The following is a 24,254-nucleotide window of genomic DNA, read 5'->3' on the forward strand; positions in this document are numbered from 1 at the left end:
CTCCATCGCTACCGATAGGCTGGACGGGCGAAATCCGCACGTGAACCACGCATCTATTACCCAGATGGAGAGCAGCCAAGTGGCACCCAAGTCCAAGATCGATACCGTCGCCAACCTCGCCAAGCGCCGTGGCCTCGTCTACCCATGCGGTGAGATCTACGGCGGTACCAAGTCGGCCTGGGACTACGGTCCGCTCGGCGTGGAACTGAAGGAGAACATCAAGAAGCAGTGGTGGCGGAACATGGTCACCAGCCGCGAGGACGTCGTCGGCCTCGACTCGTCGGTGATCCTGCCCCGCCAGGTGTGGGAGGCGTCGGGCCACGTCGAGGTGTTCACCGACCCCCTCGTCGAGTGCCTCAACTGCCACAAGCGCCACCGCCAGGACCACCTGCAGGAGGCGTACGCGGAGAAGCACAAGCTCGACGATCCCGACGCCGTGGCGATGACCGAGATCGTGTGCCCGGACTGCGGCACCAAGGGGCAGTGGACCGAGCCCAAGGCGTTCTCGGGTCTGCTCAAGACCTACCTCGGCCCGGTCGACAGCGAGACCGGCCTGCACTACCTGCGCCCCGAGACCGCGCAGGGCATCTTCGTGAACTTCGCGAACGTGCTGACCACGTCGCGCAAGAAGCCGCCGTTCGGCATCGGCCAGATCGGCAAGAGCTTCCGCAACGAGATCACGCCGGGCAACTTCATCTTCCGCACCCGCGAGTTCGAGCAGATGGAGATGGAGTTCTTCGTCAAGCCCGGCGAGGACGAAGAGTGGCACCAGTACTGGATCGACTACCGCATGGACTGGTACACCGGCCTCGGCATCAACAAGGACAACCTGCGCCTGTACGAGCACGCGCAGGAGAAGCTGTCGCACTACTCGAAGCGCACCGTCGACATCGAGTACCGCTTCCAATTCCAGGGCAGCGAGTGGGGGGAGCTCGAGGGCGTCGCCAACCGCACCGACTACGACCTCGCGACGCACGCCAAGGCGTCGGGCACCGACCTGAGCTACTTCGACCAGACGTCCGGTGAGCGCTACACGCCGTACGTCATCGAGCCCGCGGCCGGCCTGACCCGTTCGCTGATGGCCTTCCTGGTCGACGCTTACACCGAGGACGAAGCGCCCAACGCCAAGGGCGGCGTCGACAAGCGCACCGTGCTCAAGCTGGACCGTCGTCTAGCACCGGTCAAGGCCGCGGTGCTGCCGCTCAGCCGCAACGCCGACCTCTCGCCCAAGGCGAAGGACCTGGCGACCACGCTGCGCCAGCACTGGAACATCGAGTTCGACGACGCCGGTGCCATCGGCCGCCGCTACCGCCGCCAGGACGAGATCGGCACCCCGTTCTGCATCACGGTCGATTTCGACACTCTCGAAGACCAGGCCGTGACGATCCGTGAGCGCGACACCATGGCGCAGGAGCGCGTCTCCCTCGACCAGGTGGAGGGCTACCTCGCCCAGCGCCTGATCGGCTCCTAGTTTCCCCGACCGAATGTCACATGCGTTCAGTTCGACTGAACGCATGTGACATTCGGCGTTTCCGGGGCCGGAGGTTTCGGGTCTAGAAGCGGCCGCCGCCGCCCCGGCCGATGCGGTCCGAGCTGCTCGGGCCGCCGAAGGAGCCGGGGCCCGGCCCACCCCAGCCGCCGCCCCCTCGTCCGCCCCAGTTGCCGCCCCGGCCGCCGAATCCGCCGCGCAGCATGCTGTCGATGAGGATCCCGCCCAGGATCGCGCCGGCGGCGTTGCCGCCGCTGCCGGTGACGCCGCCGCTCGGCGGACGCTGGTTGTCCTGGTAGCGGTTGACGTCGGCCTGCGCGGCCCACAGTGCCCGCGACGCCAGCTGGGTGGCGGACTGTGCATGCTGCAACGCCTTCGACGGGTCCGACTCGGCGAGTTGCTGCGCCGCCTCGAGGTGCCGCTGCGCTTCCGACAGGCGGGTGCGGGCCTCCGCGCCGACGGCGCCGCGCCGGGTGGAGATGAAGTCGGCGGCCGCCGACACCTGGGACTTCGCCGCCGTCAGGTCCTGATCGAGACGCGCGCGTGCCCGCTCGGCCTGCCGGTTCGCCTCCTGTGCCTGGGCCAGGACGGCGTCCAGGCGGGCATCGGCCTCCACCACCTTGGTGAAACTGCCGAGCGGGTCGGTGTCCTTGGCGGACTGCGCATTCTGCAACGCCGCCTCCGCGGCGGCCTTCGCCTCCGCGAGCTCCGGTCCGCCCTTTTCCGCGAGCGGTCCGGCGGCGTCGATGCCCTCCTGCACGTCGGCCATCGCTGCGGGCAGGGTCGCGATGGCGTGCCGGATGTCGGTGTCGGCGCGATCGACCGCGTCGAGCAGTTGGCGAGCCTGGTCGAGCGCGCCCTCGGCGGCGCGGATCGCGACGACTGCCGGGCCCTGCTTGCCCGCCGGAAGCGTCGCGGCCTTACGGCCGGCCTCGATGTTCTGCTCCGCGAAGGTGATCCGTTCGCGTGCCATGGCCGGGTTGTCGTGCACGGTCGCCAGCACCGACGCCGGGAACTGACCGCCGAGTGCGGCGAGCGTGGCCTCGGCCTCGGGGATGCGGACGGTGAGGGCCACCACGGACTGGGTGAGGGCGTCGAGTCGGGCGGGGGCGTCGAGCAGCAGGTCGCGCATCGCATCGAATTCGGTGACACGGGCATTGAGCTCGCGGTCGGCGCGCTCGCAGGTCGTGATGAGTTCGACCAGCATCTGCCGCTGCTGCTCGGGCGTCTCGGGGATGTCGTCGTCGAGGCGTTGACGGATCGCGAACGCCGACGCGAGCGTCGCCTTGGCCCGGTCGTACGCGGCGGTGAACGGCGCGGTCGCGTCCGCCCCGAACTCGCCGACGGCCAGGTTCAGTTCCTCCTCGCTGGTGCGAATGGCGTTGTCCATCTCCACCAGTTCGTCCTTCGCGAGCGCGTCGAGCGCCGGGATCGGCAGCGCCGACAGCGCGGCGGCGTCGGTCGGATCGACCTGCCGTGCCTGCGCGATCGACGACTCCAGTCGGTCACCTCGCTTCTTGCGCGAGTACAGGTACACGCCGGCACCGGCCACGACGACCACGCCGATACCGACGCCGAGGACCTTCAACGACGTGTTGGTCGCGGTCATCGCGTCCCCCAGCCCGCCCGCCGCGGCGATCGCGGCACCGGCCCAATCGTCCTCGCGCAGAGCGGGTTGCACCAAGTCCTGACGAATCGATTCGAGCTCGGAGTCGGTGACCTCCGAGAGTGCCTGGGGGACGTCGAAGTCGTAGTCGCCGGCGTTCGTCGCGACCGCGAGGAGCGCGTCCCGGTTCCCGAGAGCGCTCAGCTTCGCCGTCTGCTGGCCCCATGCCTCACGCGACAGACCGTCGAAGTCCGCGGTATAGACCACCCAGAGACTGACCTTGTGTTCGTCGTACAGCGTGTCGAGGGCGTTCTGGACGTCTGCCCGCTGCCCGGCGTCGAGGACCCCGGCGGTATCGGTGATGTGGTCCGGCAGCCGCAGCGGCGCCTCGGCCGTCGCGGTCGCGGGTGCGAACACGAGAGCGAGTAGGACGAACAGCGCCCCGACGGCGGCGGCGGGCCGTCGGGCGACACGGAGGCGGGGGAGGGGACGCGACAGAGCCTGGGCCATGTGACGAATCTATCCGCTTGGCGCGTCGTCATCGGCGGCCCCGGTGGGCGACTGGCAGAATCGGGGAGTGAGTACCGCGCCCAGCTACGACCCGCCGGAGTTGTCGTCACGTCCCGTGCCGCGCCGGTCCTTCGGTGCCGCGCTCGCCCGATGGACCACCAGAATCGTGCTCGGCGCACTGCTGATCGGTGTGGTGCTGGTCGGCGGGACCGCGCTCCGGGTGTGGCAGGTGGCCCGGGTCACCGACACCACACCCGCCGACGCGATCGTCGTGCTCGGCGCCGCGCAGTACGACGGCACCCCGTCGTCGGTGTTCGAGGCCCGGCTCGACCAGGCCCACAAGCTCTACGAGCAGGGCGTCGCCGCGACGATCGTGACGGTCGGCGGCAAGCAGGAGGGTGACGAGTACACCGAGGCCGCGTCCGGCCGCAACTACCTCATGGACCAGGGCGTGCCGGGTGGCGCGATCGTCGCGGTCGAAGAGGGGTCCGACACCCTGCTGAGCGTGGAGGCGGTCAGCCGGGAGATGGGCGCGCGCGGCCTGCACTCCGCGGTCCTCGTGAGCGACCCGTGGCACTCGCTGCGCACCCGGACGATGGCCCGCGACGCGGGGCTGGACGCCTGGACGGCGCCCACGCGGCAAGGTCCCGCTGTCATGACTCGCGAGTCGCAACTGCACGGAATCGTCAGGGAGACAGGCGCTCTGCTGTGGTACCAGCTGACGCACTTCTCGGCGGACTTCGGCTACACGGCGGGTCAATGACGGACTCCTTCAACCGTGCGACGTATGCCGCGCACGACCTGCAACGCCGTGTCACCGAGGCGCCAAAGACGGCCGACCTCACGTCGGGTGTCGACGGGGCGCAGCACCGCAGCCCCTTCTCCCGTGACCGTGCCCGGGTGCAGCACTCCGCTGCGCTGCGCCGGCTCGCGGACAAGACGCAGGTGGTGGGGCCGCGGGACGGCGACACCCCGCGCACCCGGCTCACCCACTCGATCGAGGTGGCGCAGATCGGCCGCGGCATCGCCGACGGACTCGGTCTCGATCCCGACCTGGTCGATCTGGCGGGGCTGGCGCACGACATCGGCCACCCGCCGTACGGCCACAACGGGGAGAAGGCGCTCGACGAGGTGGCGGCGGTGTGCGGCGGCTTCGAGGGCAACGCCCAGAATCTGCGCATCCTCACCAGCCTCGAGCCCAAGGTGCTCGACGCCGAGGGGCGGAGCGTGGGGCTCAATCTGACGCGGGCGTCGCTCGACGCGGCGATCAAGTACCCGTGGACCCGTCCGCGGCCGGGCGCCAAGTTCGGTGCGTACGACGACGACGCCGCGATCCTGGCGTGGATCCGCGAGGGCGCACCGGAGCGCCGCAAGTGCCTCGAGGCGCAGGTGATGGACTGGGCCGACGACGTCGCCTACTCGGTCCACGACGTCGAGGACGGCGTCATCGCCGGACGCATCGACCTGCGGGCGCTGGCCGACGGCGCGGAGGTCCGGGCGCTCGCCGAACTGGGGGCGGCGCGCTTCCCGGTGCCCGCCGTCGACGAACTGGTGGAAGCCGCGTCCCGGTTGTCGCGGCTGCCGGTGGTCGCGGCGGTCGGCAGCTACGACGGGACCCTGACGAGCGCGGTCGCTCTGAAGAATCTCACCAGCGAACTGGTGGGCCGCTTCGCGTCCGCGGCGGTCGCGGGGACCCGGGTGGTGACCGGGCCCGGACCGCTCGCGCGGTACCAGGCCGATCTGGAGGTGCCTCCGATCGTCGCGGCCGAGGTGGTGCTGCTGAAGACGGTCGCGCTGTACTACGTGATGTCCGACGCCGGACATCTCAAGCATCAGGGCCGGCAGCGGGAGCGGATCCACCGCGTCGCCGAATGGCTCCTGCGCACCGCACCCGCCGGCCTCGATCCGCTGTTCCTTCCCGCCTGGGAACGGGCCGCAGACGACGCCGCCCGGGTGCGGGTGGTGGTCGACCAGATCGCGTCGTGCACCGAGAGCCGCCTCGAGCGGATCGACAAGCAGAGCCTCGGGGCCCAGGCCAGCTGGGGGTAGGCAGCGGAGCTGCCCGTGCGCCTTTTCGGTGGTGCGGGCTACCGGAAAGGCGCACGGGCGCGAAGCGCCTAGACTGTCGTGGTGGCCGGCCGAATCCCTGACAGAGACATCGCGGCCGTTCGCGAGCGCACCCGGATCGAGGACATCGTCGGCGAGTACGTCTCGCTCAAGCGCGCGGGCGGCGATTCCATGAAGGGGCTGTGCCCCTTCCACGACGAGAAGTCGCCGTCGTTCCACGTCCGCCCCAATCACGGCCACTTCCACTGCTTCGGCTGCGGCGAGGGCGGCGACGTCTACTCGTTCCTGCAGAAGATCGAGCACGTCAGCTTCGTGGAGGCCGTCGAGCAGCTCGCCGACCGCATCGGCTACCAGATCTCGTACGAGGGCGGCGGCCCGTCGGTCCAGCGCGACCGCGGCACCCGAGCGCGGTTGGTCGCGGCCAACGCGGCCGCGCAGGAGTTCTACGCGGCCCGGTTGAAGGAACCCGACGCGCAGGCCGCCCGCGACTACCTCACCGAACGCAACTTCGACGCCGCCGCGGCCGCCCAATTCGGCTGCGGCTACGCCCCGGACGGGTGGGACACGCTCACCAAGCATCTGATGGCGAAGGGATTCGAGGCCAAGGAACTCGAGGCGGCAGGCCTGTCGAAAGAGGGGCGTCGGGGCCCGATCGACCGGTTCCACCGCCGGCTGCTGTGGCCGATCCGCAACCTCGCGGGCGATGTCATCGGCTTCGGAGCGCGCAAGCTGTTCGACGACGACACCATGCCCGGAAAGTACGTCAACACCCCCGAGACGATCCTCTACAAGAAGTCGAACGTGCTGTTCGGTCTGGACCTGGCCAAGCGGGATATCGCCAAGGGCCATCAAGCGGTGGTGGTGGAGGGCTACACCGACGTCATGGCGATGCACCTGGCCGGGGTGAAGACCGCCGTCGCCTCGTGCGGCACCGCCTTCGGTGACGAACATCTCGCGATGCTGCGCCGACTGTTGATGGACGACAGCTACTTTCGCGGTGAGGTGATCTACACCTTCGACGGCGACGCGGCGGGTCAGGCGGCCGCTATGAAGGCGTTCGAGGGCGATCAGAAGATGGCGGGGCAGACGTTCGTCGCGATCGCGCCGGACGGGATGGATCCCTGCGAACTGCGGCAGAAGTCCGGGGACGCCGCGGTCCGCGACCTCGTGGCGCGCCGCACTCCGATGTTCGAGTTCGTCGTCAAATCCCTTCTAGCCGAACATGATCTGGACACCGCGGAGGGGCGCGTGGAAGCTCTGCGCCGCACCGTCCCAGTGGTGGCCCGGATCAAGGAACCGACGCTGCGGGACGGGTACGCGGTGCAGTTGTCCGGTTGGGTGGGCTGGGACGACATCCCCGCCGTTCGACGTCGGGTGCGCGACGAGGCGCGCAAGTTCGCCCGCGGCGGCGGTGCCCCCGCCGCGAAACGTCGTCCCGTCGATCCCGCGCAGGTCGAGGCGTTCCCCGCGCCGGCGCCGGGGATCGCGCGTCCGCGGCCCAACGACCCGGCGCTGTGGCCGCAGCGCGACGCCCTCAAGGCGGCGCTCCAGTATCCCGCCATCGCGGGCACCGTCTTCGACTCGTTGCCGCCGGAATCGTTCACCCATCCCGCCTACGCGGCGGTCCGTGAGGCGGTCGCCGCGGCCGGCGGCACGAGCGCGGGCCTCGGCGGCGCCGAGTGGGTGGACGCGGTCGGCCGCGCCGCCGGTGAGGGCACCGTGCACTCGATCGTGATGGAACTCGCAGTCGATCCACTGCCCACCGACGAGGACGTCGCCCCGCGGTACATCCGGGGCGTGCTCGCGCGTCTGCAGGAGGTGTGGGTGGGCGAGCAGGTGGCCGAGTTGAAGTCGAAGTTGCAGCGTATCTCACCGACCACCGACTCCGACGAGTTCCATTCCCTCCTGGGGGATCTGGTCGCGCTCGAGCAGTACCGGCGCAGCCTGCTCGATCAGGCGATCGGCGACACCAGCGGCGAGGGCATCGCCTGACCCCCGCCGCATCCGCGGCTCAATTGCGGCGCAGTTGGTCCTGGGGAACGAGGATCGTCGTCTGCTCGTCGATCGGCTTCATCGGTTCGAGCTTGGGCTGTGTGCTGAGGGAGTCCGAGAGTTTCTGCCGGCCCACCTCGATCGCCTTCTTGGTGGCAGGGCTGGTCGCCACGGCCTTGGCTGCCTTACTGATCTGTTCGTACCGGGCCCGGCCGGCCCGGGTACCCAGGACGTAGCCCGCAGCGACGCCTACCAACAACCGCAACATTTCCGGATTCCTCCCGTCGAAGTGCCTGTGTACATCCTGCCTGATCGGTCTCTGTTCAGGCGATTTGGTACTCGGGTGGGGGTATGGGCTACAGTTTCTCAGGCGCCGCCGGAAAGGGCAGCGCCGAGCAGGACAATCCCCTGTAGCTCAATTGGCAGAGCATTCGACTGTTAATCGAACGGTTGCTGGTTCGAGTCCAGCCGGGGGAGCCCGAACGAAGGCCTCTCACCCTAGCGGGTGAGGGGCCTTCGGTCGTTTTCGGCCGTGATGCGGGCGGTCACGCCGCGCCGCGGATGGGCCACCGCCCGTCGACGTCGGACGCGTCGCGGCCCTCGCTCCGCAGGTACTCGACGAGGTCACGCTGACGCTCGGCGTGCCACGCGGCCTGGCTGGTCATGACGTCGTCGAGGGCCGCGAGGTGGGGGAACCGCCGGGGCAGGATCCGGGCCAGCTCCGCCGCGGCCAGGGCGTCCGACTCGGCCTCGTGCGCAGCCGCCAGCACCACCCCGTAGTGCTCGCACAGTGCGCCAAGTGTGCGCTTGCCGCGCCTGTCACGATCCATCTCCCGATCGATGACGTAGGGGTCGACGACGAGACCGTAGCCCGACAGCGGCGGCCACCCGAGCCGGCGCCCCTCGGCGTCCAGGACGGTGAGGTCGTAGGCCGCGTTGAAGGCGACGACGACATGGCCGGCCGCCCACGCGTCCGTGAGCGCGCTGCGGATCTCCCGGTAGCCCGACGCATAGTCCTGGCCGCGTTCGCGTGCCTGCGCGGTGGAGATGCCGTGAACGGCGGCCGCGTCGACCGGGATCTCGACGCCCGGATCGACGATCCAGTTCCGGGTCCGGTGCCCCTCGCCGCCGACCGTGACCACCGACCCGGTGACGATTCGTGCCGAGAGTGGGTCTCGGCCTGTGGTTTCCAGATCGAAAGCGCAGATCGGTCGGGTGGTCCAGTGGGTCATTGCGGTCCTTCGGCATTCGTCCGAGCTTGTTGCTCGGTTGTTCGCCGGTCAGTCTGCTCGCAGGTACCGACAGCGCGCCTCGGGCCGCGACACACGGCACCCGCGCCGCCGCGCCGCCGGGCTCGGGCGGTAACATTCGGCGGTCGGCGACACACGCCGCGGTACGGGGCGGTAGCTCAGTCGGTTAGAGCCGTGGACTCATAATCCATTGGTCGCGGGTTCGAGCCCCGCCCGCCCCACACAGGCCGGCGCCGAATTCGTGGCGAAGGTCGGGTACTTGTCGCCGGGTGCGCGACCGAGGAGTCTGGCCCGCGCACCTCGGGCGCCGTTCCCGCCGAGGAGCCACGCGTAGCACCACACGCCACTGTCGAGGGCGATGATCGCGATCGTTCTCGGCGCGTGGTCCCAGGTGCGCAGTCCACGGATCACCGGACGAGCCGTGACGACGGATCCTGTCGGGACCGGGTTCGTCAGGACGCCGGCGAGGGCGCGTGCGGTTCGGAGCAGCCCGGAGTCGGCGGTCGCGAAGCGGTATCCGAAGCACGTCATGGTCTGCCGGCCGCAGATCGAAGTCGAAGCGTCACGAGGCACTCTCCCGCAGATCCTGCTGATCGATACCGGCTCAGTGTGCACGCGGGTCACCGGGGTGGCCCAGGGCACGAATACCTGTTCGGATACCTGTTTCCACTGTTCGGAAACCAACAGGTTCGGTACGCGGTCAGTGGAGGCCTCGGGGCGACAGCGCGGTCCGAATGTCCGGAACATGTTCGCCGAGAACGAAATAGAACGTCCTCCCGCGCCTGTCGACGTAGTGTTCCGGCATGTCCAGTCCTGATCTTCAGCAGTTGGCCCCCGCGTTGTTCCGGCTGCGGATCCCCACGGGTCCGGCGCACCTGTTGAACTGTTTCCTCTGGCTCGGCGAGGACGGCGTCACGCTCGTCGACACAGGATGGCCGGACAGTGCGGACTTGATCGCGGCGGCGCTGGCGGCGCTCGGACGCGACCGCGCCGATGTCCGGAGAATCGTGCTCACACATTTTCACGAGGACCACGCCGGGTCCGCGGCGGAGATCGCCACCTGGGCGCCCGTCGAGGTGATCGCCGGCGAGCTCGATGCGCCCTTCGTGACGGGCACGCAGCGAGGTCCACTCCCCGTCCTCACCGAAGCGGAGAAGACGATCCACGCGGAGTCCGACGAGCCGTCCCACGGTCCGCCGTGTCGCGTCGACCGGATGGTGCGCGACGGCGACGTCCTCGACTTCGCCGGTGGGGCGCGTGTCGTGGCTGCTTCCGGCCACACTCCGGGGAGTATCGCCGTGTTCCTGCCCGACGTCTCGGCCCTCCTGACGGGCGATGCTGTGGCCGAGTTCGACGGCGACGTCATTCTGGGTGTGTTCGACACGGACCGGGCGGCGGCGGCCCGCTCCCTGACCGTGCTCGCCGCTACCGGCGCCCGGATCGCGGGCTTCGGCCACGGCGAAGCCGTGCTGGTGAACGCGTCCGAGCGGATCGCGGCCGCGACGGACCCGTTCGCGCCCGGCACGTGAACGAGCACGCGCCTGCATCGCCGACCTCGCCCGTGCCCGGTCGGATGACCGACCGAGCGGTACGGTTCGGGCATGGCATTCATCGCACCTGCTCGACTGTCGGCGGCGGACACCATCTTCTACTTGTGGAACCGACCGACGATGGTCGGTGTACTGGTGTTCGAGGACACCGGTGGCATCGGCCAGGCCGAGGTCGAACGATGGATCGCGCAGCGGTTGGACCGCTCGCCCATCCTCACCCACCGACTGGCCCCGGTGCCGTGGTCGCTCGATCACCCACGCTGGGTGCCGGGCAACGTCGACGTCGCGCGACACGTCTCGGTCGAGCAACACACCGACTCCGGGTGGGAAACGTTGGGGGAGAAGCTGGTGCAGATGACCGCGGACGGCCTCCCTCCGAACATGCCGCCGTGGCGGGCCTCGGTCTTCACCGGTGTCACGGGCGTGGACGGGTTCCCGGATCGAGCGGTCGTCTTCGCTCTCCGGCTTCACCATTCCGTGACGGACGGTCTCGGGTTCGTTCATCTCCTCCGTTCCCTTTTCGGCGAAAGTGCCACCACGCAATGGCGATTCGGTAGAAGCGTGCCGTGGTGGCTCGCGGCGCCGGTCCGCCTTCCCGCGCTGCTGGCCCGCACGGGTCGAGTGGGTGTCCGGCAATGGGCTGCGGCGCGGCGCGCCGACGACGTCCCGATGCCGGCCCCGCTGCACCCGCGCACCCGATTCAACGGCCGCGCAGACGGTGGCCGCGCGCATCGATTTCTCAATCTCACGGTCGGTGAGGCCAAGTCCACCGCGAAAGCTCTGGGGGAGTACACGATCAACGAACTGTTGGTCGCGGTCGTGGCGGGCGCCCAGCGCGCCTACCTCATCGAGGCGGGCGAGCTGCCGGCCGCGTCCCTGGCCGCCCACGTGCCGCTGTCGCTTCGCGCGGGTGGGCCGCCCGTCGGTAACCAGATCGTCTCCATGATCGTCGATCTCCACACCGATCTCGAGGATCGCTGCGAGCGTCTCGCCGCCATCTCCGACTCCGCCGGCCGCGAACGCGGCCGCGCCGAGCGATCCGGATCCGACCGGATGCAGATCCTCGATTCACTTCCGGCTCCGCTCCTCCGGCGGCTGACCGCCCCGTCCGCGCGTCCCGACGCGGATACGGAGGTGATCGGTCATCCGAACACGATCGTCAGCAATGTGCCCCGCGGTGCCGCGGACCTCGAGTTCCTCGGAATCCCGGTGCACACGACGGTGAGCGTGGGGGACGTGATCGACGGCCGCGGGGTGGGCCACGTCGCCACGTCGATCGGCGACGCGCTCACACTCTCGGTGTCCTGCGACACCGGGATGCTGCCGGACATCGACCACTACATGGATCTGCTGGCGAAGGAGTACGCCGCGTTCCGGGCCCTCACGTGATCCGTCGATCCGGGTCGCGTGCGCTCGTAACTGGTCGACCGACCGACTCACCGACACGCGTTACACCGACGAGCGCGCTGTAAATCTCCCGCTCAGCGGGTGGTTTCACTACTCGACACCTAGAACATGTTTCAATTTGGAAGATTTGTGGCTATCGTCACAGCCATTGGTAGTCGGTATCGAAGGGCGGAAGCAATGAAGACCAAGGGCGCGCTGCTGTGGGGTGTCAACGAGAAGTGGTCGATCGAGGAGATCGAACTCGGTGACCCGGTTGCCGGTGAAGTGCAGATCCGCATGGAAGCTGCCGGCATGTGCCACTCCGATCACCACATCGTGACCGGTGCGACGCCGATGCCGTCCTACCCCGCGATGGGTGGCCACGAGGGCTCCGGCGTCATCACCAAGGTCGGCGAGGGCGTCACGGGCGTCGAGGTCGGCGACCACGTCGTACTGTCGTTCATCCCGGCCTGTGGACGCTGTCCGTCGTGCTCGGAGGGTCACTCGAACCTGTGCGATCTGGGCATGGGGCTGCTCAGCGGCCAGGCCATCTCCGACGGCACCTACCGCATCCAGGCACGCGGGCAGAACGTGATCCCGATGTGCCTGCTCGGCACGTTCGCTCCGTACATGACGGTGCACGAGTCCTCCGTCGTCAAGATCGACAAGGACATCCCGTTCGAGCTCGCGGCCCTCGTCGGCTGCGGTGTCCCGACCGGTTGGGGTTCGGCGACGCACATCGCCGAGGTCAAGCCGGGTGAGTCGGTGGCCATCATCGGAGTCGGCGGCGTCGGCATGAGCGCACTGCAGGGCGCCGTCGCGTCGGGCGCACGCTACGTGTTCGCGATCGACCCGTCGCCCTTCAAGCGGGAGCAGGCCCTCAAGTTCGGTGCCACGCACGCCTTCCCGTCGATGGAAGAGGCGATCGCACCGATCATGGAGATCACGTGGGGCCGCATGTGCCACAAGACGATCATCACGGTCGGCGAGATGAAGGGTGAGTACATCGATCCCGCCATGACGCTCACCGCGAAGAACGGCCGTTGCGTCGTCACCGCGATGGGTCACATGGCCGACATGGACGTCAAGCTCAACACGTTCCTGATGTCGATGCTGCAGAAGGATCTCAAGGGCAACATCTTCGGCGGTTGCAACGCCCGCGTCGACATCCCGAACCTGCTGAATCTGTACCGGGCCGGGCTGTTGAACCTCGAGGACATGGTGACCAACACCTACTCGCTCGAGCAGCTCAACGAGGGCTACCAGGACATGCTCGACAACAAGAACATCCGCGGTGTCATCCGCTACACCGAAGCAGACTGGTGAATTCCTGACCAGACCGCCCTCGTAGTCTGATCGGGTGCAGACTCTCGATCGGATCGGGCAATGGCCGGTGGACAACGCCTCGGCTGCCGTCGTCGACGGCAGCCGAGGCGTTGCGCATTTCGGTGACGGGCAGCGGATCTACCCGCTCGCGTCGGTGACGAAGCTGTTGTGCGCGTACGCCACCCTGGTCGCGGTGGAGGAAGGCGCGGTGGAGCTGGATCAGCCGGCCGGCCCACCGGGCGCCACCGTGCGGCACCTGCTCGCGCATGCGTCGGGTCTCGCCTTCGGGGACAACCAGGTGCAGGCGGAGCCGGGCGCCAAGCGCATCTACTCGAGTGCGGGCTTCGAGGTACTGGCGGACTTCGTCGAGGCCGAGACGGGCATTGCGTTCCCGGACTACGTGGCCGAGGCCGTGTTCCAACCGCTCGGGATGGCCACGGCCGCTCTCGTCGGGCCGGCCGGCCACGGCGCGCAGGCCGGCATCGACGACCTGAGCCGATTCGCGGCCGAACTACTCAGGCCGACGCTCGTCTCCCCACAGATGCTGGCCGAGGCCACCGCCGTGCAGTTCCCGGGGCTGGCGGGACTGCTCCCCGGCTACGGCCCGCAGCGCCCCAACGACTGGGGCCTGGGTTTCGAGATCAAGAACGGCAAGTCGCCGCACTGGACGGGCACCGGCAACTCGCCCGCCACCTACGGTCACTTCGGGCAGTCCGGGACCTTCCTGTGGGTCGACCCAGCGCTGGACGCCGCATGTGTGGTGCTCACGGACCGGGCGTTCGGGGATTGGGCCAAGCCGCTGTGGACCGATCTGAGCGACGCGGTCGCCACCGAACTTCGCGGTAGCGGCAGATAAATTTACAGCTACCACTGGCGTAACAGTGGCATCACAAGGCACACTGGTCGTCGGTGTGTCCCGTTGCGGCGCATCCGGCTCCACGTATCGGCCGAGGTCGTTGGGGAAGACGTCCCTCGTCGAAGCTGGAGGTGTTGCAGTGCGCTCGTTGAACCAGTTCGCGGATGCGACGGCCGGAGTTGTCTACGTCCACGCGTCGCCCGCCGCGCTGTGCCCGCATGTCGAGTGGGCGCTCACCTCGATCCTCGATGCGCGGCCCAACCTGAAGTGGACCGCGCAGCCGGCCGCCGCCGGCACACTGCGGGCAACCTGCGACTGGATCGGCCCGGTCGGCACGGCATCCCGGGTCGCCGCGGCGCTGCGGGCATGGCCGCTGCTCTACTTCGAGGTGACGGAGAACCCCAGCGAGGGCGTCGACGGCGAGCGGTTCAGTCACGTCCCCGGCCTCGGCCTGTGGCACGGCGCGACGAGCGCGTGCGGTGACGTGGTGGTGGGGGAGATGCGCCTGCGGTCGCTGCTCGCGGGCGGGAGCGGTCTGGCCGAGGCGATCGAGCACGCCCTCGGGACCGAGTGGGACGAGGTGCTCGAGTCGTACCGCAGCGGCGGTGAGGGCGCCGAGGTGACGTGGCTCCGCCGCGACGTCGGCTGACGTTCCGAAATCTGGGGCGCCTCACCTGAAGTGTCACATCGACGGCCGAAATGCGTTGTCGGGCATCCGTTTCTGCAAGTCCAGTGGTGTGCCGAGGCCTCCCGCAGGTGCGGGAGGCCTCGGCTTCGCGGTGTTCGACTGTGCCGGTGAGGCCTACAGCGGGATGTTCTTGTGCTGTCCGCGATTCGCGGGCGCCGCTGCGAGTGCGCGGCTGATCATGCTGCGCGTCTTGGCGGGATCGATCGTCTCGTCGACGACGCCGATCGAGATCGCCCGACCGACGCCACCGGCGATGGCCTCGTGCTCCTCGGCGAGCCGGTCGTGCAGGGCTTCCCGCTCCTCCTCGGGCGCTGCGGCGAGAGCGCGCTTGTGCAGAATTCCGACGGCGGCCTTGGCGCCCATGACGGCAACCTCGGAGTCGGGCCACGCGTAGACCGCGGTCGCACCGAGCGCCCGCGAGTTCATAGCGATGTAGGCGCCGCCGTAGATCTTCCGGGTGACCAGCGTGACACGGGGGACCGTGGCCTCGGCGAAGGCGTGCAGCAGCTTCGCGCCGCGGCGCACCACGCCCTCCCACTCCTGGCCGACGCCGGGCAGGTAGCCGGGGACGTCGACGATCACGACCAGCGGGATGCCGAACGCGTCACACAGGCGCACGAAGCGCGCCGACTTCTCGGCGCTCTCCGAGTTGAGGCAACCACCCAGACGCAGCGGGTTGTTCGCGATCACGCCGACCGTGCGGCCGCCGAGACGACCGACGCCCGTGACGATGCTGCGAGCCCAGTTGCCCTGCAGCTCCTCGAAGCTCGACTCGCCCTCGACGTTGTCGAGGAACTCGTGCACGATCGGGCGAACGTCGTAGGCGCGCTTGGCCGACTCCGGCATGAGCGCGCGGAGGTCGGTGTCGCCGCGCTCGGCTGCGGCGAGATCGAACTCGCCCTGCTCGCAGAACATCGACACCAGGCGGCGAGCGCGGTGGTAGGCGTCGTCCTCGTCGCGGGCGGCGATGTGGGCCACACCGGACTTCTTGCTGTGCGTGTCGGGGCCGCCGAGGGTCGCCATGTCGACCTGCTCGCCGGTGACGCTCTTCACGACGTCCGGTCCGGTGACGAACACGCGGCCCTCGGGGGCCATGATCACGACGTCGGTGAGCGCGGGGCCGTACGCGGCGCCACCGGCAGCGAAGCCGAGGACGACGGAGATCTGCGGGACGAGACCGGAGGCGCGGACCATCGCCTCGAAGACGAGTCCGACGGCGTGCAGCGCCTCGACACCCTCGGCGAGGCGTGCACCGCCGGAATGCCACAGGCCGATGACGGGGGCCTTCTCGGCGATCGCCGTGTCGATCGCGGCGACGATGTGCTTGCAGCCGTCGACGCCCATCGCGCCGCCCATGACGGTCGCGTCGGAGCAGTAGGCGATGGTGCGAACGCCGTCGATCTCGCCCGATGCGGCGAGCACTCCGGATTTGTCGCGGTCGTGCAGCGGTGCGACGGTGCCGGCATCGAAGAGCTTGGCGAGACGCGCGAGCGGATCGCGCGGATCGGTCGATGCTTCAGACTGCGTCGCGGGAGCCAAGACGGTCATGATGTCCTCCTGAGCATGCCCACCTGGGGCGAAAGGTCGGGGGGTGGGGACCCGGGTGCGGGTCCCCACCTGGCGATCCAGCAAGGTTCGGCTGGGTTATGCCCGGCCGAAGGCGAGCGCGACGTTGTGCCCACCGAAACCGAACGAGTTGTTGATCGCGAAATCGATGTCGCCGTAGCGGGGTTCACCCTTCACGACGTCGAGATCGATCTCCGGATCCTGGTTGTCCACATTCAGTGTGGGAGGAATGACGCCCTCCCGCACGCTGAGGACCGTGAGCACAGCCTCGAGTGCGCCGACGGCGCCGATCGAGTGGCCCAGGGCCGACTTGGGCGCGTACACCGCGGGATGCGTGCCGACCGCTGCCTTGATGGCGGTGCTCTCGGCGATGTCGCCGATCGGGGTGGCGGTCGCATGCGCGTTGACGTGCTTGATGTCGGACTTGGTGAGACCTGCGGTCTCGATGGCGCGGGTCATGGCGCGTGCCGCGCCCGTGCCTTCCGGATCGGGTGCCACGATGTGGAAACCGTCCGAGGTGATGCCGGCGCCCAGCAGACGCGCGTGGATGGTCGCCCCACGCGCCTTCGCGTGCTCCTCCGTCTCGAGGATCATCAAGGCTCCGGCTTCACCGAAGACGAATCCGTCCCGGTCCTTGTCGAAGGGGCGCGAGGCCGCCTTCGGGTCGTCGTTGCGGGTGCTGAGCGCGCGCATCATGGCGAAGCTCGCGATCGGAACCGAGCCGATGGCCCCCTCCACGCCACCCGTCACGACGATGTCCGCGTCGCCCATCGCGATCATGCGGAACGCATGCGCGATGGCCTCCGACCCGGACGAACACGCCGATACCGGCGTGATGACCCCGGCGCGCGCGCCGAGTTCGAGTCCGACGGTGGCCGACGGACCGTTCGGCATCACCATCTGGACCGCGAACGGCGACACCTTGCGGTACCCGCCCTCGCGCAGCCTGTCGACGGCGTCGATGAGTGCTTCGCCGCCGCCCAGTCCGGTGCCGATGACAACCCCGAGACGATCCTTGTCGACCTCGGGCTGCCGGCGTTCTGCCAGACCTGGCGACCGAGTACGAGCGCGAGACGCTCCACGAAGCTCATGCGTCGGATCTCGACCCGGCTCAGCGCATCGTCGAACGGGACCTTGAGTTGGCCACCGAAACGCACCGGCAGATCGAATTCCTCGACGAAGGAGCCGTGGAGAACGTCGATGCCGCTCTCACCGGCCAGCAGGCCCTTCCACGTGCCATCCACATCTCCGGCAACCGACGTCGTAGCCGAAAGGCTGGTGACGACGATGTTCGGTAATAACCCTCGGGCAGAAGCGGAAGTCACGGTTGGCTCACTCGTCGTCGTTCTTGGTGGCCTCGAGCTTGGCCTTGACGGTCTCGGCGGCCTCGCCACCCTCGGCCTCCACCTTCTGGATGTACGCGACGACATCGCCGACGGTGCGCAGGCTGGCCAGATCCTCGTCGGGGATCTTCACGCCGTACTTGTCCTCGGTCTGCACCGCGATCTCGACCATGGACAGCGAGTCGATGTCGAGGTCGTCGACGAACGACTTCTCGATGGTGACCTCGGACGGCTCGATGCCGGTGACCTCTTCGATGATCTCGGCGAGGTTGGCGATGATGTCTTCCTGGTTGGCGGCCACTAGGTGGCTCCCTTCTTTTTCGATGTTCGTGTCTCGGCTTTCGGTCCGACGGACGCCGGACCGGTGCGCGCGTGGTGTGCGCGCACGGAGCTAACCGATTTCGGTGAGTTCGGTCAGGGCGGGAATGTCCCCGGGAGATTTCAGCGCCACGGTCGGGGTGCCACGCATCTCACGCTTGGCGATCCCGATCAGGGTGCCTGCCGGAGGAAGTTCCGCGATGGCCGAGATCTGAGCGGTCCGCAACGTCGCGGTGCACAGATCCCAGCGCACAGGTCGGGTCACCTGCGCGGCCAGCTTAGTCAGGGCGTCCGCGCCGGAAGTGACCGGCGCGCCGTCCGAGTTGGACAGCAGCGTCCGCGTCGGATCCCCGGGGGTGATCCGTGCGGCCGCGGCGGCGACGGCGTCCTGCGCGGGCGCCATGAACCGGGTGTGGAACGCCCCGGCCACCGGGAGGGCCCGTACGCGGGCCTTCTCCGGAGGATTGGCGGCGAGCTGCTCGAGAGACTCGAGCCGCCCGGCCGCGACTATCTGACCGGCCGCGTTGCGGTTGGCCGGCGTGAGGTCGAGCTCCTCGAGCCGGGACAGCACCGCGTCCTCGTCGCCCCCCAGGACCGCCGACATTCCGGTCGGTTCCAGGGCACACGCCTTCGCCATCTCGGCGCCGCGAATCGCGGCGAGGGTTACGGCGTCGTCGGACGAGAGGACTCCCGCGACCGCGGCCGCGGCGAGTTCGCCGACCGAGTGCCCGGCGGCGATCGTGTCGGCAGGAAGTGAGCCGCGTCGCTCGAGCTCCTCGTAAGCGAGGAGTGCGGCGGCGACGACCAGTGGCTGGGTGACCGCCGTGTCGGTGATCTCCTCGGCGGTGGCGGTGGTGCCGAGCCGGACGAGATCGAGACCGGAAGCCTTCGACCACAGTGTCACGCGATCGTGCGCGCCCGGCAGGTCCAGCCAGGGGCTGAGCATGCCGGGTGTCTGAGAGCCCTGACCCGGGGCTAGCAACGAAATCACGCATTCAAGGGAACACCCTCCCGCGGTGCGGCGAGATGTTGTCGGGGATGAAACCCGGACACGTGTTTTGTAGGTTCCCTACAAAAATGCACGTGGGCGCTCCCTATCGAATTCGGGCACCCCAGCGTTACGTTCCTACCCTCCGGATTGTGAAGTTTGTGACGGATGTGTCGGAAGTCGACGTTTGAACGGGCGTTTGGGCAAGTCGGCCCACCGTCGCTGCGACGCGGAGCACATACGCGTCTCGCGGGTTCGTCGGATCGCGCCCTGTGATTTCTGAAATTCGCTTCAAGCGGTATCGGACCGTATTTGGATGAACAAACAGCTGACGGGCACAGGCCTCGACGGCGCCGCCGGAGTCCAGGTAGGCGTCGAGGGTGTCGGCGAGGGCGGTCCCCGAGCCGGTCAGTGGCTGGATCAAACGCTCGGTCAGGGCGGCGACCGCCGCGGTGTCCCCGAGCAGGGCACGTTCGGGCAACAACTCCGCCGCGAACACCGGGCGCGGCGCACCACGCCAGCCGACGACGGCCTCCATCCCGGCCAACGCCTCGACCGCACTGAAGTGGGCGGCGCCCAGGCTCGGGGTGGTCGGTCCGATCACGACGGGCCCGTCGGAGAACTTGTCCATCAGGTCGGCCATGAACTCGCGCGCCGCCTTGCTCCCGTGCAACTCGCCGCTGACGACGAGGACCAGTCGGTCGCCCTGGATCACCGCGAGCGCTCCCCGGCCGTGCCGTTGCGCCGTACTGTGCACGGTCCCGATCACCGACACGCCCTCCTCGGGCGGGGGAGTGCCGACGATAACGGTCGCCGGGGCGGTGGCGTCCCAGTTGAGGGTGGCGGCCCGGGACTGCAGATCGGAGCCGGTGTCGCCGCGCACCACGGCGTCCACGACCAGGGCCTCGAGTCGGGTGTCCCATGCGCCGCGGGACTCGGCGGCGCTGGCGTACACGGAGGCGGCTGCGAAGCCCAGCTCACGGCCGTACCGCAGGATCGCCTCGGTGAGGGCCACCAGCTGCCGGTCGTTGCGGGCGAGAGCGGGCAATCGCTGCTCGAAGAACTCCATGGCCACGCGGACCATGTCGACCGTCTGGCGCAGGGTCAGCCGGCGGGCGAGGTCCTGCGGAATCACCTGGTAGGCATCGATGGTGAAGCGGATGTCGCTGTCCGAGTCGGTGAGCCATTCGAGAAAGTTCACGACCGACTTCTGGACGATCATCTGCACGCTTGCGCGCTGCTCGGCGTCGAGGTCGGCGAAGAACGGCAGCTGGTCCTGAAGTGAGGCGATCGCCTCGGTGGACAGTCGTCCCGAGAACTGCTTGACCCGGCGCAGGAGTGCATCCGGCAACGAATCCCGGGTGGGCCGGCCGCCCGTCGCGGGTGGCGGGGGCTGGTAGCGGACACGTCGCGCCGGTACCTCGCGCAGGGCGGGCAGCTTCGGCGAGCTGTTCGACGTCTCGGGCTGATCCTCGGCCATGAAAGGAACTTACGCCCGCCGCCTGCACGAGGTCTCGGGGACACTCGAGCAGGCGACGGGCGTGTTCAGCGGCCGCGAGGCCGTGTCATCCGGTGGGCTCAGGCGACGCCGGGATCCGCCATCGACACCGGCGCGGCCAGCACGTCGTCGATCCGGTACCGGGCTGCGGCCTCGACGGCCTTCGACCGGTCGACCTCGCCGGACTTCGCCAGCGCGGAGAGCACCGCGACGACGATCGACTCGGCGTCGACGTTGAAGAAGCGGCGCGCGGCCGGGCGGGTGTCGGAGAAGCCGAACCCGTCGGTGCCGAGCGTCGTGTAGGAACCGGGCACCCACTGACGGATCTGGTCCGGCACCGCGCGCATCCAGTCGGAGGCGGCGACGAACGGGCCCTGCGCCTGCGAGAGCGCCTTGGTCACGTACGGCGTCGGGGCGTCGGCGCCGGGGTTGTGCAGCGCTTCGCGCTCGCACTCGACACCGTCGCGGCGCAGCTCGCCCCACGACGTCACCGACCACACGTCCGCGGCCACGCCCCACTCGTCCGCGAGCAGCCGCTGTGCGCGCAGACCGTCGGGCATGGTGACGCCGGAGACGAGGATCTGGGCGCGCGGTCCCGAACCTTCGGCCGGCTTGTACAGGTAGATGCCCTTGAGCAGGCCCTCGACGTCCAGGTTCTCCGGCTCGGCGGGCTGCTGGTACGGCTCGTTGTAGACGGTCAGGTAGTAGAAGATGTTCTCGCCACCGAAGCCGTCGACGCCCGGCGTTCCGCCGTACATGCGGCGCAGGCCGTCCTTGACGATGTGCGCGATCTCGTACGAGAACGACGGGTCGTAGGACACTGCCGCGGGGTTGGTCGACGCCAGCAGGAGCGAGTGGCCGTCGGCGTGCTGCAGACCCTCACCGGTGAGGGTGGTCCGGCCGGCGGTGGCGCCGAGGACGAAGCCGCGGGCCATCTGGTCGGCGGCCGCCCACAGGCCGTCGCCGGTCCGCTGGAACCCGAACATCGAGTAGAAGATGTAGACCGGGATCATCGGCTCACCGTGCGTGGCGTACGACGTGCCCACCGCGGTGAACGACGACGTCGAGCCGGCCTCGTTGATGCCCTCGTGGAGGATCTGGCCGACGGTGCTCTCCTTGTAGGCGAGCATCAGTTCGGCGTCCACGGACGTGTACAGCTGCCCGTTGCGGTTGTAGATCTTCAGCGACGGGAACCACGAGTCCATACCGAACGTGCGGGCCTCGTCGGGGATGATCGGCACGATGCGCTTGCCGATTTCCTTGTCGCGCAACAGTTCCTTGAGGATGCGCACGACGGCCATCGTCGTGGCGACCTCCTGCTTGCCCGAGCCCTTGCGCACGACGTCGTAGGTCTTGTCCGTCGGCTGCGGGAGCGGTGCGGCGTCGGTGCGGCGCGACGGCAGGAAGCCGCCGAGGGCCTTGCGGCGCTGCAGCATGTACTGGATCTCCGGCGAATCCGGCCCCGGGTGGTAGTACGGGGGCAGGTACGGATCCTTCTCGAGCTCCGCGTCGGAGATCGGGATGCGCTGGATGTCGCGGAACCGCTTGAGGTCGTCGAGCGTGAGCTTCTTCATCTGGTGCGTGGCATTGCGACCCTCGAAGTGCTTGCCGAGGGTGTAGCCCTTGATGGTGTGCGCCAGGATCACCGTCGGCTGGCCCTTGTGTGCCATCGCCGCCGCGTACGCCGCGTGGATCTTGCGGTAGTCGTGGCCGCCGCGCTTGAGGTTCCAGATCTCCTGGTCGCTCATGTCGGCGACGAGCGCCTTGGTGCGCGGGTCGCGGCCGAAGAAGTGCTCACGGACGAACGCGCCGTCGTTCGCCTTGTACGTCTGGAAGTCGCCGTCCGGCGTCTCGTTCATGAGGTTGACGAGCGCGCCGTCCTTGTCGGCGTGCAGCAGCGCGTCCCACTCGCGGCCCCACACGACCTTGATGACGTTCCAGCCGGCGCCGCGGAAGAACGACTCCAGCTCCTGGATGATCTTGCCGTTGCCGCGGACCGGACCGTCGAGGCGCTGCAGGTTGCAGTTGATGACGAAGGTCAGGTTGTCGAGGCCCTCGGTGGCCGCGACGTGCGCGAGGCCGCGCGACTCCGGCTCGTCCATCTCGCCGTCGCCGAGGAACGCCCACACGTGCTGATCCGAGGTGTCCTTGACGCCCCGGTCGTTCAGGTAGTGGTTGAAGCGTGCCTGGTAGATGGCGTTCATGGGGCCCAGGCCCATCGACACCGTCGGGAACTCCCAGAAGTCCGGGAGCAGGCGCGGATGCGGGTACGACGGCAGGCCGCCGCCGGACTGGGCGTGGCTCGCCTCCTGGCGGAAGCCGTCCATCTGCTCGGCCGGGATGCGGCCCTCGAGGAACGCGCGGGCGTAGATGCCCGGCGAGGCGTGGCCCTGCACGAAGATGTGGTCGCCACCGCCCGGATGGTCCTTGCCACGGAAGAAGTGGTTGAAGCCGACCTCGTAGAGGGCGGCGGACGACGCGTACGTCGAGATGTGGCCGCCGACGCCGACACCGGGCCGCTGCGCGCGGTGCACCATGATCGCGGCGTTCCAGCGGATCCAGGCGCGGTACCGGCGCTCGACGTCCTCGTCACCGGGGAACCACGGCTCGTTCTCGGTCGGGATCGTGTTCACGTAGTCCGTGGACGTGAGGGCGGGGATCGCCACGTGCTTCTCGCCGGCGCGCTCGAGCAGGCGCAGCATCAGGTAGCGGGCACGGGCGGAACCCGAACGGTCCAGCAGACCGTCGAAAGATTCGAGCCACTCGGTGGTCTCGTCCGGATCGATGTCCGGCAGGTAGGACGCCACGCCCTCGCGGATGACGCGGACCCGGCCGTCGGCTCCGGGCTGCGCGTTCGCGGCAGGTGGCTGGACCGCTCCGGAAACGCCCGGTGTGTCGGCGTTCGGTTGAGACGCGGGCCCCTGGATCAGGTCTGACAAGGTGTGCTCCTCATTGTGGTGGGACGCGCGGTATCGCGTCCGCTCCATCCGGGCGGTCCTTGTTAGGACCGTCCGACTTTCCATATGAATATGGCGCAGCCCTCATCTTTCCCCATCCGGACTCCGGAGGCACCCCCGCTCCTGTTGTCCGGTACCCGGCGCGTCGCGGTCCGACGGTTCGGTCGGAGAACGTCCAGTTCGCGGCGATTCTCAGGAATTCGCGCGGACTTTCTCGAGGTTTTCGGGTTCGTCGGCTTGCGCGAAAGCTTCCGACCATGTTCGCTTTCACCTATTGATCGACGGACGCTCGATCGCCACCAAGGTCAGCAGCACCTCGCGGAGGGTTTCGCGGATGCTGCGGCCGACCGAACAGAGGAGGACACCACCGTGGTCGCCGCGGCGGACGCTCAGAACTACGCTCAGAAGCTTGGCATTACCCCCGAAATGGTGGTTCAGGAACTGGGCTGGGACGAGGACACCGACGACGACATTCGTTCGGCGGTGGAGGAGACCATCGGTGGCGAGATGGTCGACGAGGAATCCGACGAGGTCATGGACGTCGTGCTGCTGTGGTGGCGCGACGGCGACGGTGACCTGGTCGACGCGCTGATGGATGCGATCGGACCGCTGTCCGACGACGGATTCGTGTGGGTGCTCACCCCGAAGACCGGGCAGCCCGGGCACGTCGAGCCCAGTGAGATCGCCGAATCCGCACCCACCGCAGGTCTGACCCAGACCTCGGCAGCGAACCTCGGCATGTGGAGCGGTAGCCGACTGGTGCAGCCCAAGGCCCGCGCCCCCAAGCGCTGACCGCTCGAAGCCTCATCCACGCACTTCCGCACGGCGTACTTTGGTCGTGACGGACGTGCTGCCGTACCCGAC

The 24,254-nt window shown here is 68.8% G+C and carries 18 protein-coding genes, 2 tRNA genes and 1 pseudogene; 12 read left to right on the forward strand and 9 right to left on the reverse strand.

Annotation, left to right across the window (positions count from 1 at the left end; genetic code table 11):
• Positions 1-79: 79 nt before the first annotated feature.
• Entirely contained in the window at positions 80-1,471 is a 1,392-nt protein-coding gene (locus A6I89_RS03685; protein WP_013416457.1) for a glycine--tRNA ligase, read from the forward strand.
• A gap of 82 nt (positions 1,472-1,553) precedes the next feature.
• Here A6I89_RS03685 and A6I89_RS03690 read toward each other — a convergent pair whose 3' ends face one another.
• Positions 1,554-3,605, reverse strand: a complete 2,052-nt coding sequence (locus A6I89_RS03690) for a TPM domain-containing protein (RefSeq protein WP_022596668.1) — start codon at positions 3,603-3,605, stop codon at positions 1,554-1,556.
• Positions 3,606-3,672: 67 nt separating this feature from the next.
• Between A6I89_RS03690 and A6I89_RS03695 the strand changes: the two genes are divergently transcribed.
• The 3 genes from A6I89_RS03695 to dnaG all read left to right on the forward strand — a co-directional run bounded on the left by A6I89_RS03695 (position 3,673) and on the right by dnaG (position 7,664).
• Positions 3,673-4,368, forward strand: a complete 696-nt coding sequence (locus tag A6I89_RS03695) for a YdcF family protein (protein WP_005512355.1) — start codon at positions 3,673-3,675, stop codon at positions 4,366-4,368.
• On the forward strand, positions 4,365-5,654 hold the full coding sequence (locus tag A6I89_RS03700; RefSeq protein WP_022596667.1) for a deoxyguanosinetriphosphate triphosphohydrolase: 1,290 nt from the start codon (positions 4,365-4,367) through the stop codon (positions 5,652-5,654). Before A6I89_RS03695 ends, A6I89_RS03700 begins: the two co-directional genes overlap by 4 nt.
• 81 nt (positions 5,655-5,735) lie before the next feature.
• Positions 5,736-7,664: a DNA primase gene (gene dnaG, locus A6I89_RS03705; protein ID WP_037085112.1), complete on the forward strand. Its 1,929-nt coding sequence runs from the start codon at positions 5,736-5,738 to the stop codon at positions 7,662-7,664.
• 19 nt (positions 7,665-7,683) lie between these two features.
• Here dnaG and A6I89_RS03710 read toward each other — a convergent pair whose 3' ends face one another.
• A complete protein-coding gene (locus A6I89_RS03710; RefSeq protein WP_005512358.1) occupies positions 7,684-7,932 on the reverse strand; it encodes a hypothetical protein in 249 nt (82 codons plus the stop codon).
• 136 nt (positions 7,933-8,068) lie between these two features.
• On the opposite strand from A6I89_RS03710, the gene A6I89_RS03715 reads away from it, so the two are divergent.
• Positions 8,069-8,141 (forward strand) — tRNA-Asn (locus A6I89_RS03715).
• Between the two features lie 68 nt (positions 8,142-8,209).
• Here the strand turns inward: A6I89_RS03715 and A6I89_RS03720 are convergent.
• Positions 8,210-8,896: a 3'-5' exonuclease gene (locus A6I89_RS03720; protein WP_022596666.1), complete on the reverse strand. Its 687-nt coding sequence runs from the start codon at positions 8,894-8,896 to the stop codon at positions 8,210-8,212.
• Between the two features lie 165 nt (positions 8,897-9,061).
• On the opposite strand from A6I89_RS03720, the gene A6I89_RS03725 reads away from it, so the two are divergent.
• The 6 genes from A6I89_RS03725 to A6I89_RS03750 all read left to right on the forward strand — a co-directional run bounded on the left by A6I89_RS03725 (position 9,062) and on the right by A6I89_RS03750 (position 14,681).
• A tRNA-Ile gene (locus A6I89_RS03725) sits at positions 9,062-9,135 on the forward strand.
• Between the two features lie 582 nt (positions 9,136-9,717).
• On the forward strand, positions 9,718-10,443 hold the full coding sequence (locus A6I89_RS03730) for an MBL fold metallo-hydrolase (protein WP_022596665.1): 726 nt from the start codon (positions 9,718-9,720) through the stop codon (positions 10,441-10,443).
• Between the two features lie 72 nt (positions 10,444-10,515).
• Positions 10,516-11,853 (forward strand): WS/DGAT domain-containing protein, encoded by a 1,338-nt coding sequence (locus A6I89_RS03735; protein WP_022596664.1) that lies wholly within the window; start codon positions 10,516-10,518, stop codon positions 11,851-11,853.
• A 195-nt stretch (positions 11,854-12,048) separates the two neighbouring features.
• The gene (locus tag A6I89_RS03740) at positions 12,049-13,176 is read left to right on the forward strand and encodes an NDMA-dependent alcohol dehydrogenase (RefSeq protein WP_005512363.1); all 1,128 of its coding nucleotides are present in this window, start codon (positions 12,049-12,051) and stop codon (positions 13,174-13,176) included.
• A 34-nt stretch (positions 13,177-13,210) separates the two neighbouring features.
• A complete protein-coding gene (locus A6I89_RS03745; protein ID WP_044991228.1) occupies positions 13,211-14,032 on the forward strand; it encodes a serine hydrolase domain-containing protein in 822 nt (273 codons plus the stop codon).
• 139 nt (positions 14,033-14,171) lie between these two features.
• Positions 14,172-14,681, forward strand: a complete 510-nt coding sequence (locus A6I89_RS03750; protein ID WP_022596662.1) for a DUF3145 domain-containing protein — start codon at positions 14,172-14,174, stop codon at positions 14,679-14,681.
• Between the two features lie 153 nt (positions 14,682-14,834).
• Here the strand turns inward: A6I89_RS03750 and A6I89_RS03755 are convergent, their stop codons facing one another.
• From A6I89_RS03755 to aceE, 6 genes and pseudogenes are all read right to left on the reverse strand, one after another.
• Positions 14,835-16,268, reverse strand: a complete 1,434-nt coding sequence (locus tag A6I89_RS03755) for an acyl-CoA carboxylase subunit beta (RefSeq protein WP_005512368.1) — start codon at positions 16,266-16,268, stop codon at positions 14,835-14,837.
• 96 nt (positions 16,269-16,364) lie between these two features.
• Positions 16,365-17,611: pseudogene (locus A6I89_RS03760) on the reverse strand (KasA/KasB family beta-ketoacyl-ACP synthase).
• A 7-nt stretch (positions 17,612-17,618) separates the two neighbouring features.
• Positions 17,619-17,930, reverse strand: coding sequence for a meromycolate extension acyl carrier protein AcpM (gene acpM / locus A6I89_RS03765; protein WP_005512370.1), 312 nt, complete (start codon positions 17,928-17,930; stop codon positions 17,619-17,621).
• Between the two features lie 90 nt (positions 17,931-18,020).
• Complete coding sequence (locus A6I89_RS03770) at positions 18,021-18,938, reverse strand: ACP S-malonyltransferase (protein WP_022596660.1); 918 nt, start codon at positions 18,936-18,938, stop codon at positions 18,021-18,023.
• Positions 18,939-19,065: 127 nt separating this feature from the next.
• A complete protein-coding gene (locus A6I89_RS03775) occupies positions 19,066-20,415 on the reverse strand; it encodes a PucR family transcriptional regulator (protein ID WP_022596658.1) in 1,350 nt (449 codons plus the stop codon).
• A 98-nt stretch (positions 20,416-20,513) separates the two neighbouring features.
• The gene (gene aceE, locus A6I89_RS03780) at positions 20,514-23,372 is read right to left on the reverse strand and encodes a pyruvate dehydrogenase (acetyl-transferring), homodimeric type (RefSeq protein ID WP_044991260.1); all 2,859 of its coding nucleotides are present in this window, start codon (positions 23,370-23,372) and stop codon (positions 20,514-20,516) included.
• A gap of 387 nt (positions 23,373-23,759) precedes the next feature.
• On the opposite strand from aceE, the gene A6I89_RS03785 reads away from it, so the two are divergent.
• Positions 23,760-24,182: a DUF3052 domain-containing protein gene (locus A6I89_RS03785; protein WP_022596654.1), complete on the forward strand. Its 423-nt coding sequence runs from the start codon at positions 23,760-23,762 to the stop codon at positions 24,180-24,182.
• Positions 24,183-24,254 lie beyond the last annotated feature (72 nt).

The sequence above is a fragment of the Prescottella equi genome (assembly GCF_002094305.1).
In the GTDB taxonomy this organism is placed as follows: Bacteria; Actinomycetota; Actinomycetes; order Mycobacteriales; family Mycobacteriaceae; genus Prescottella; species Prescottella equi.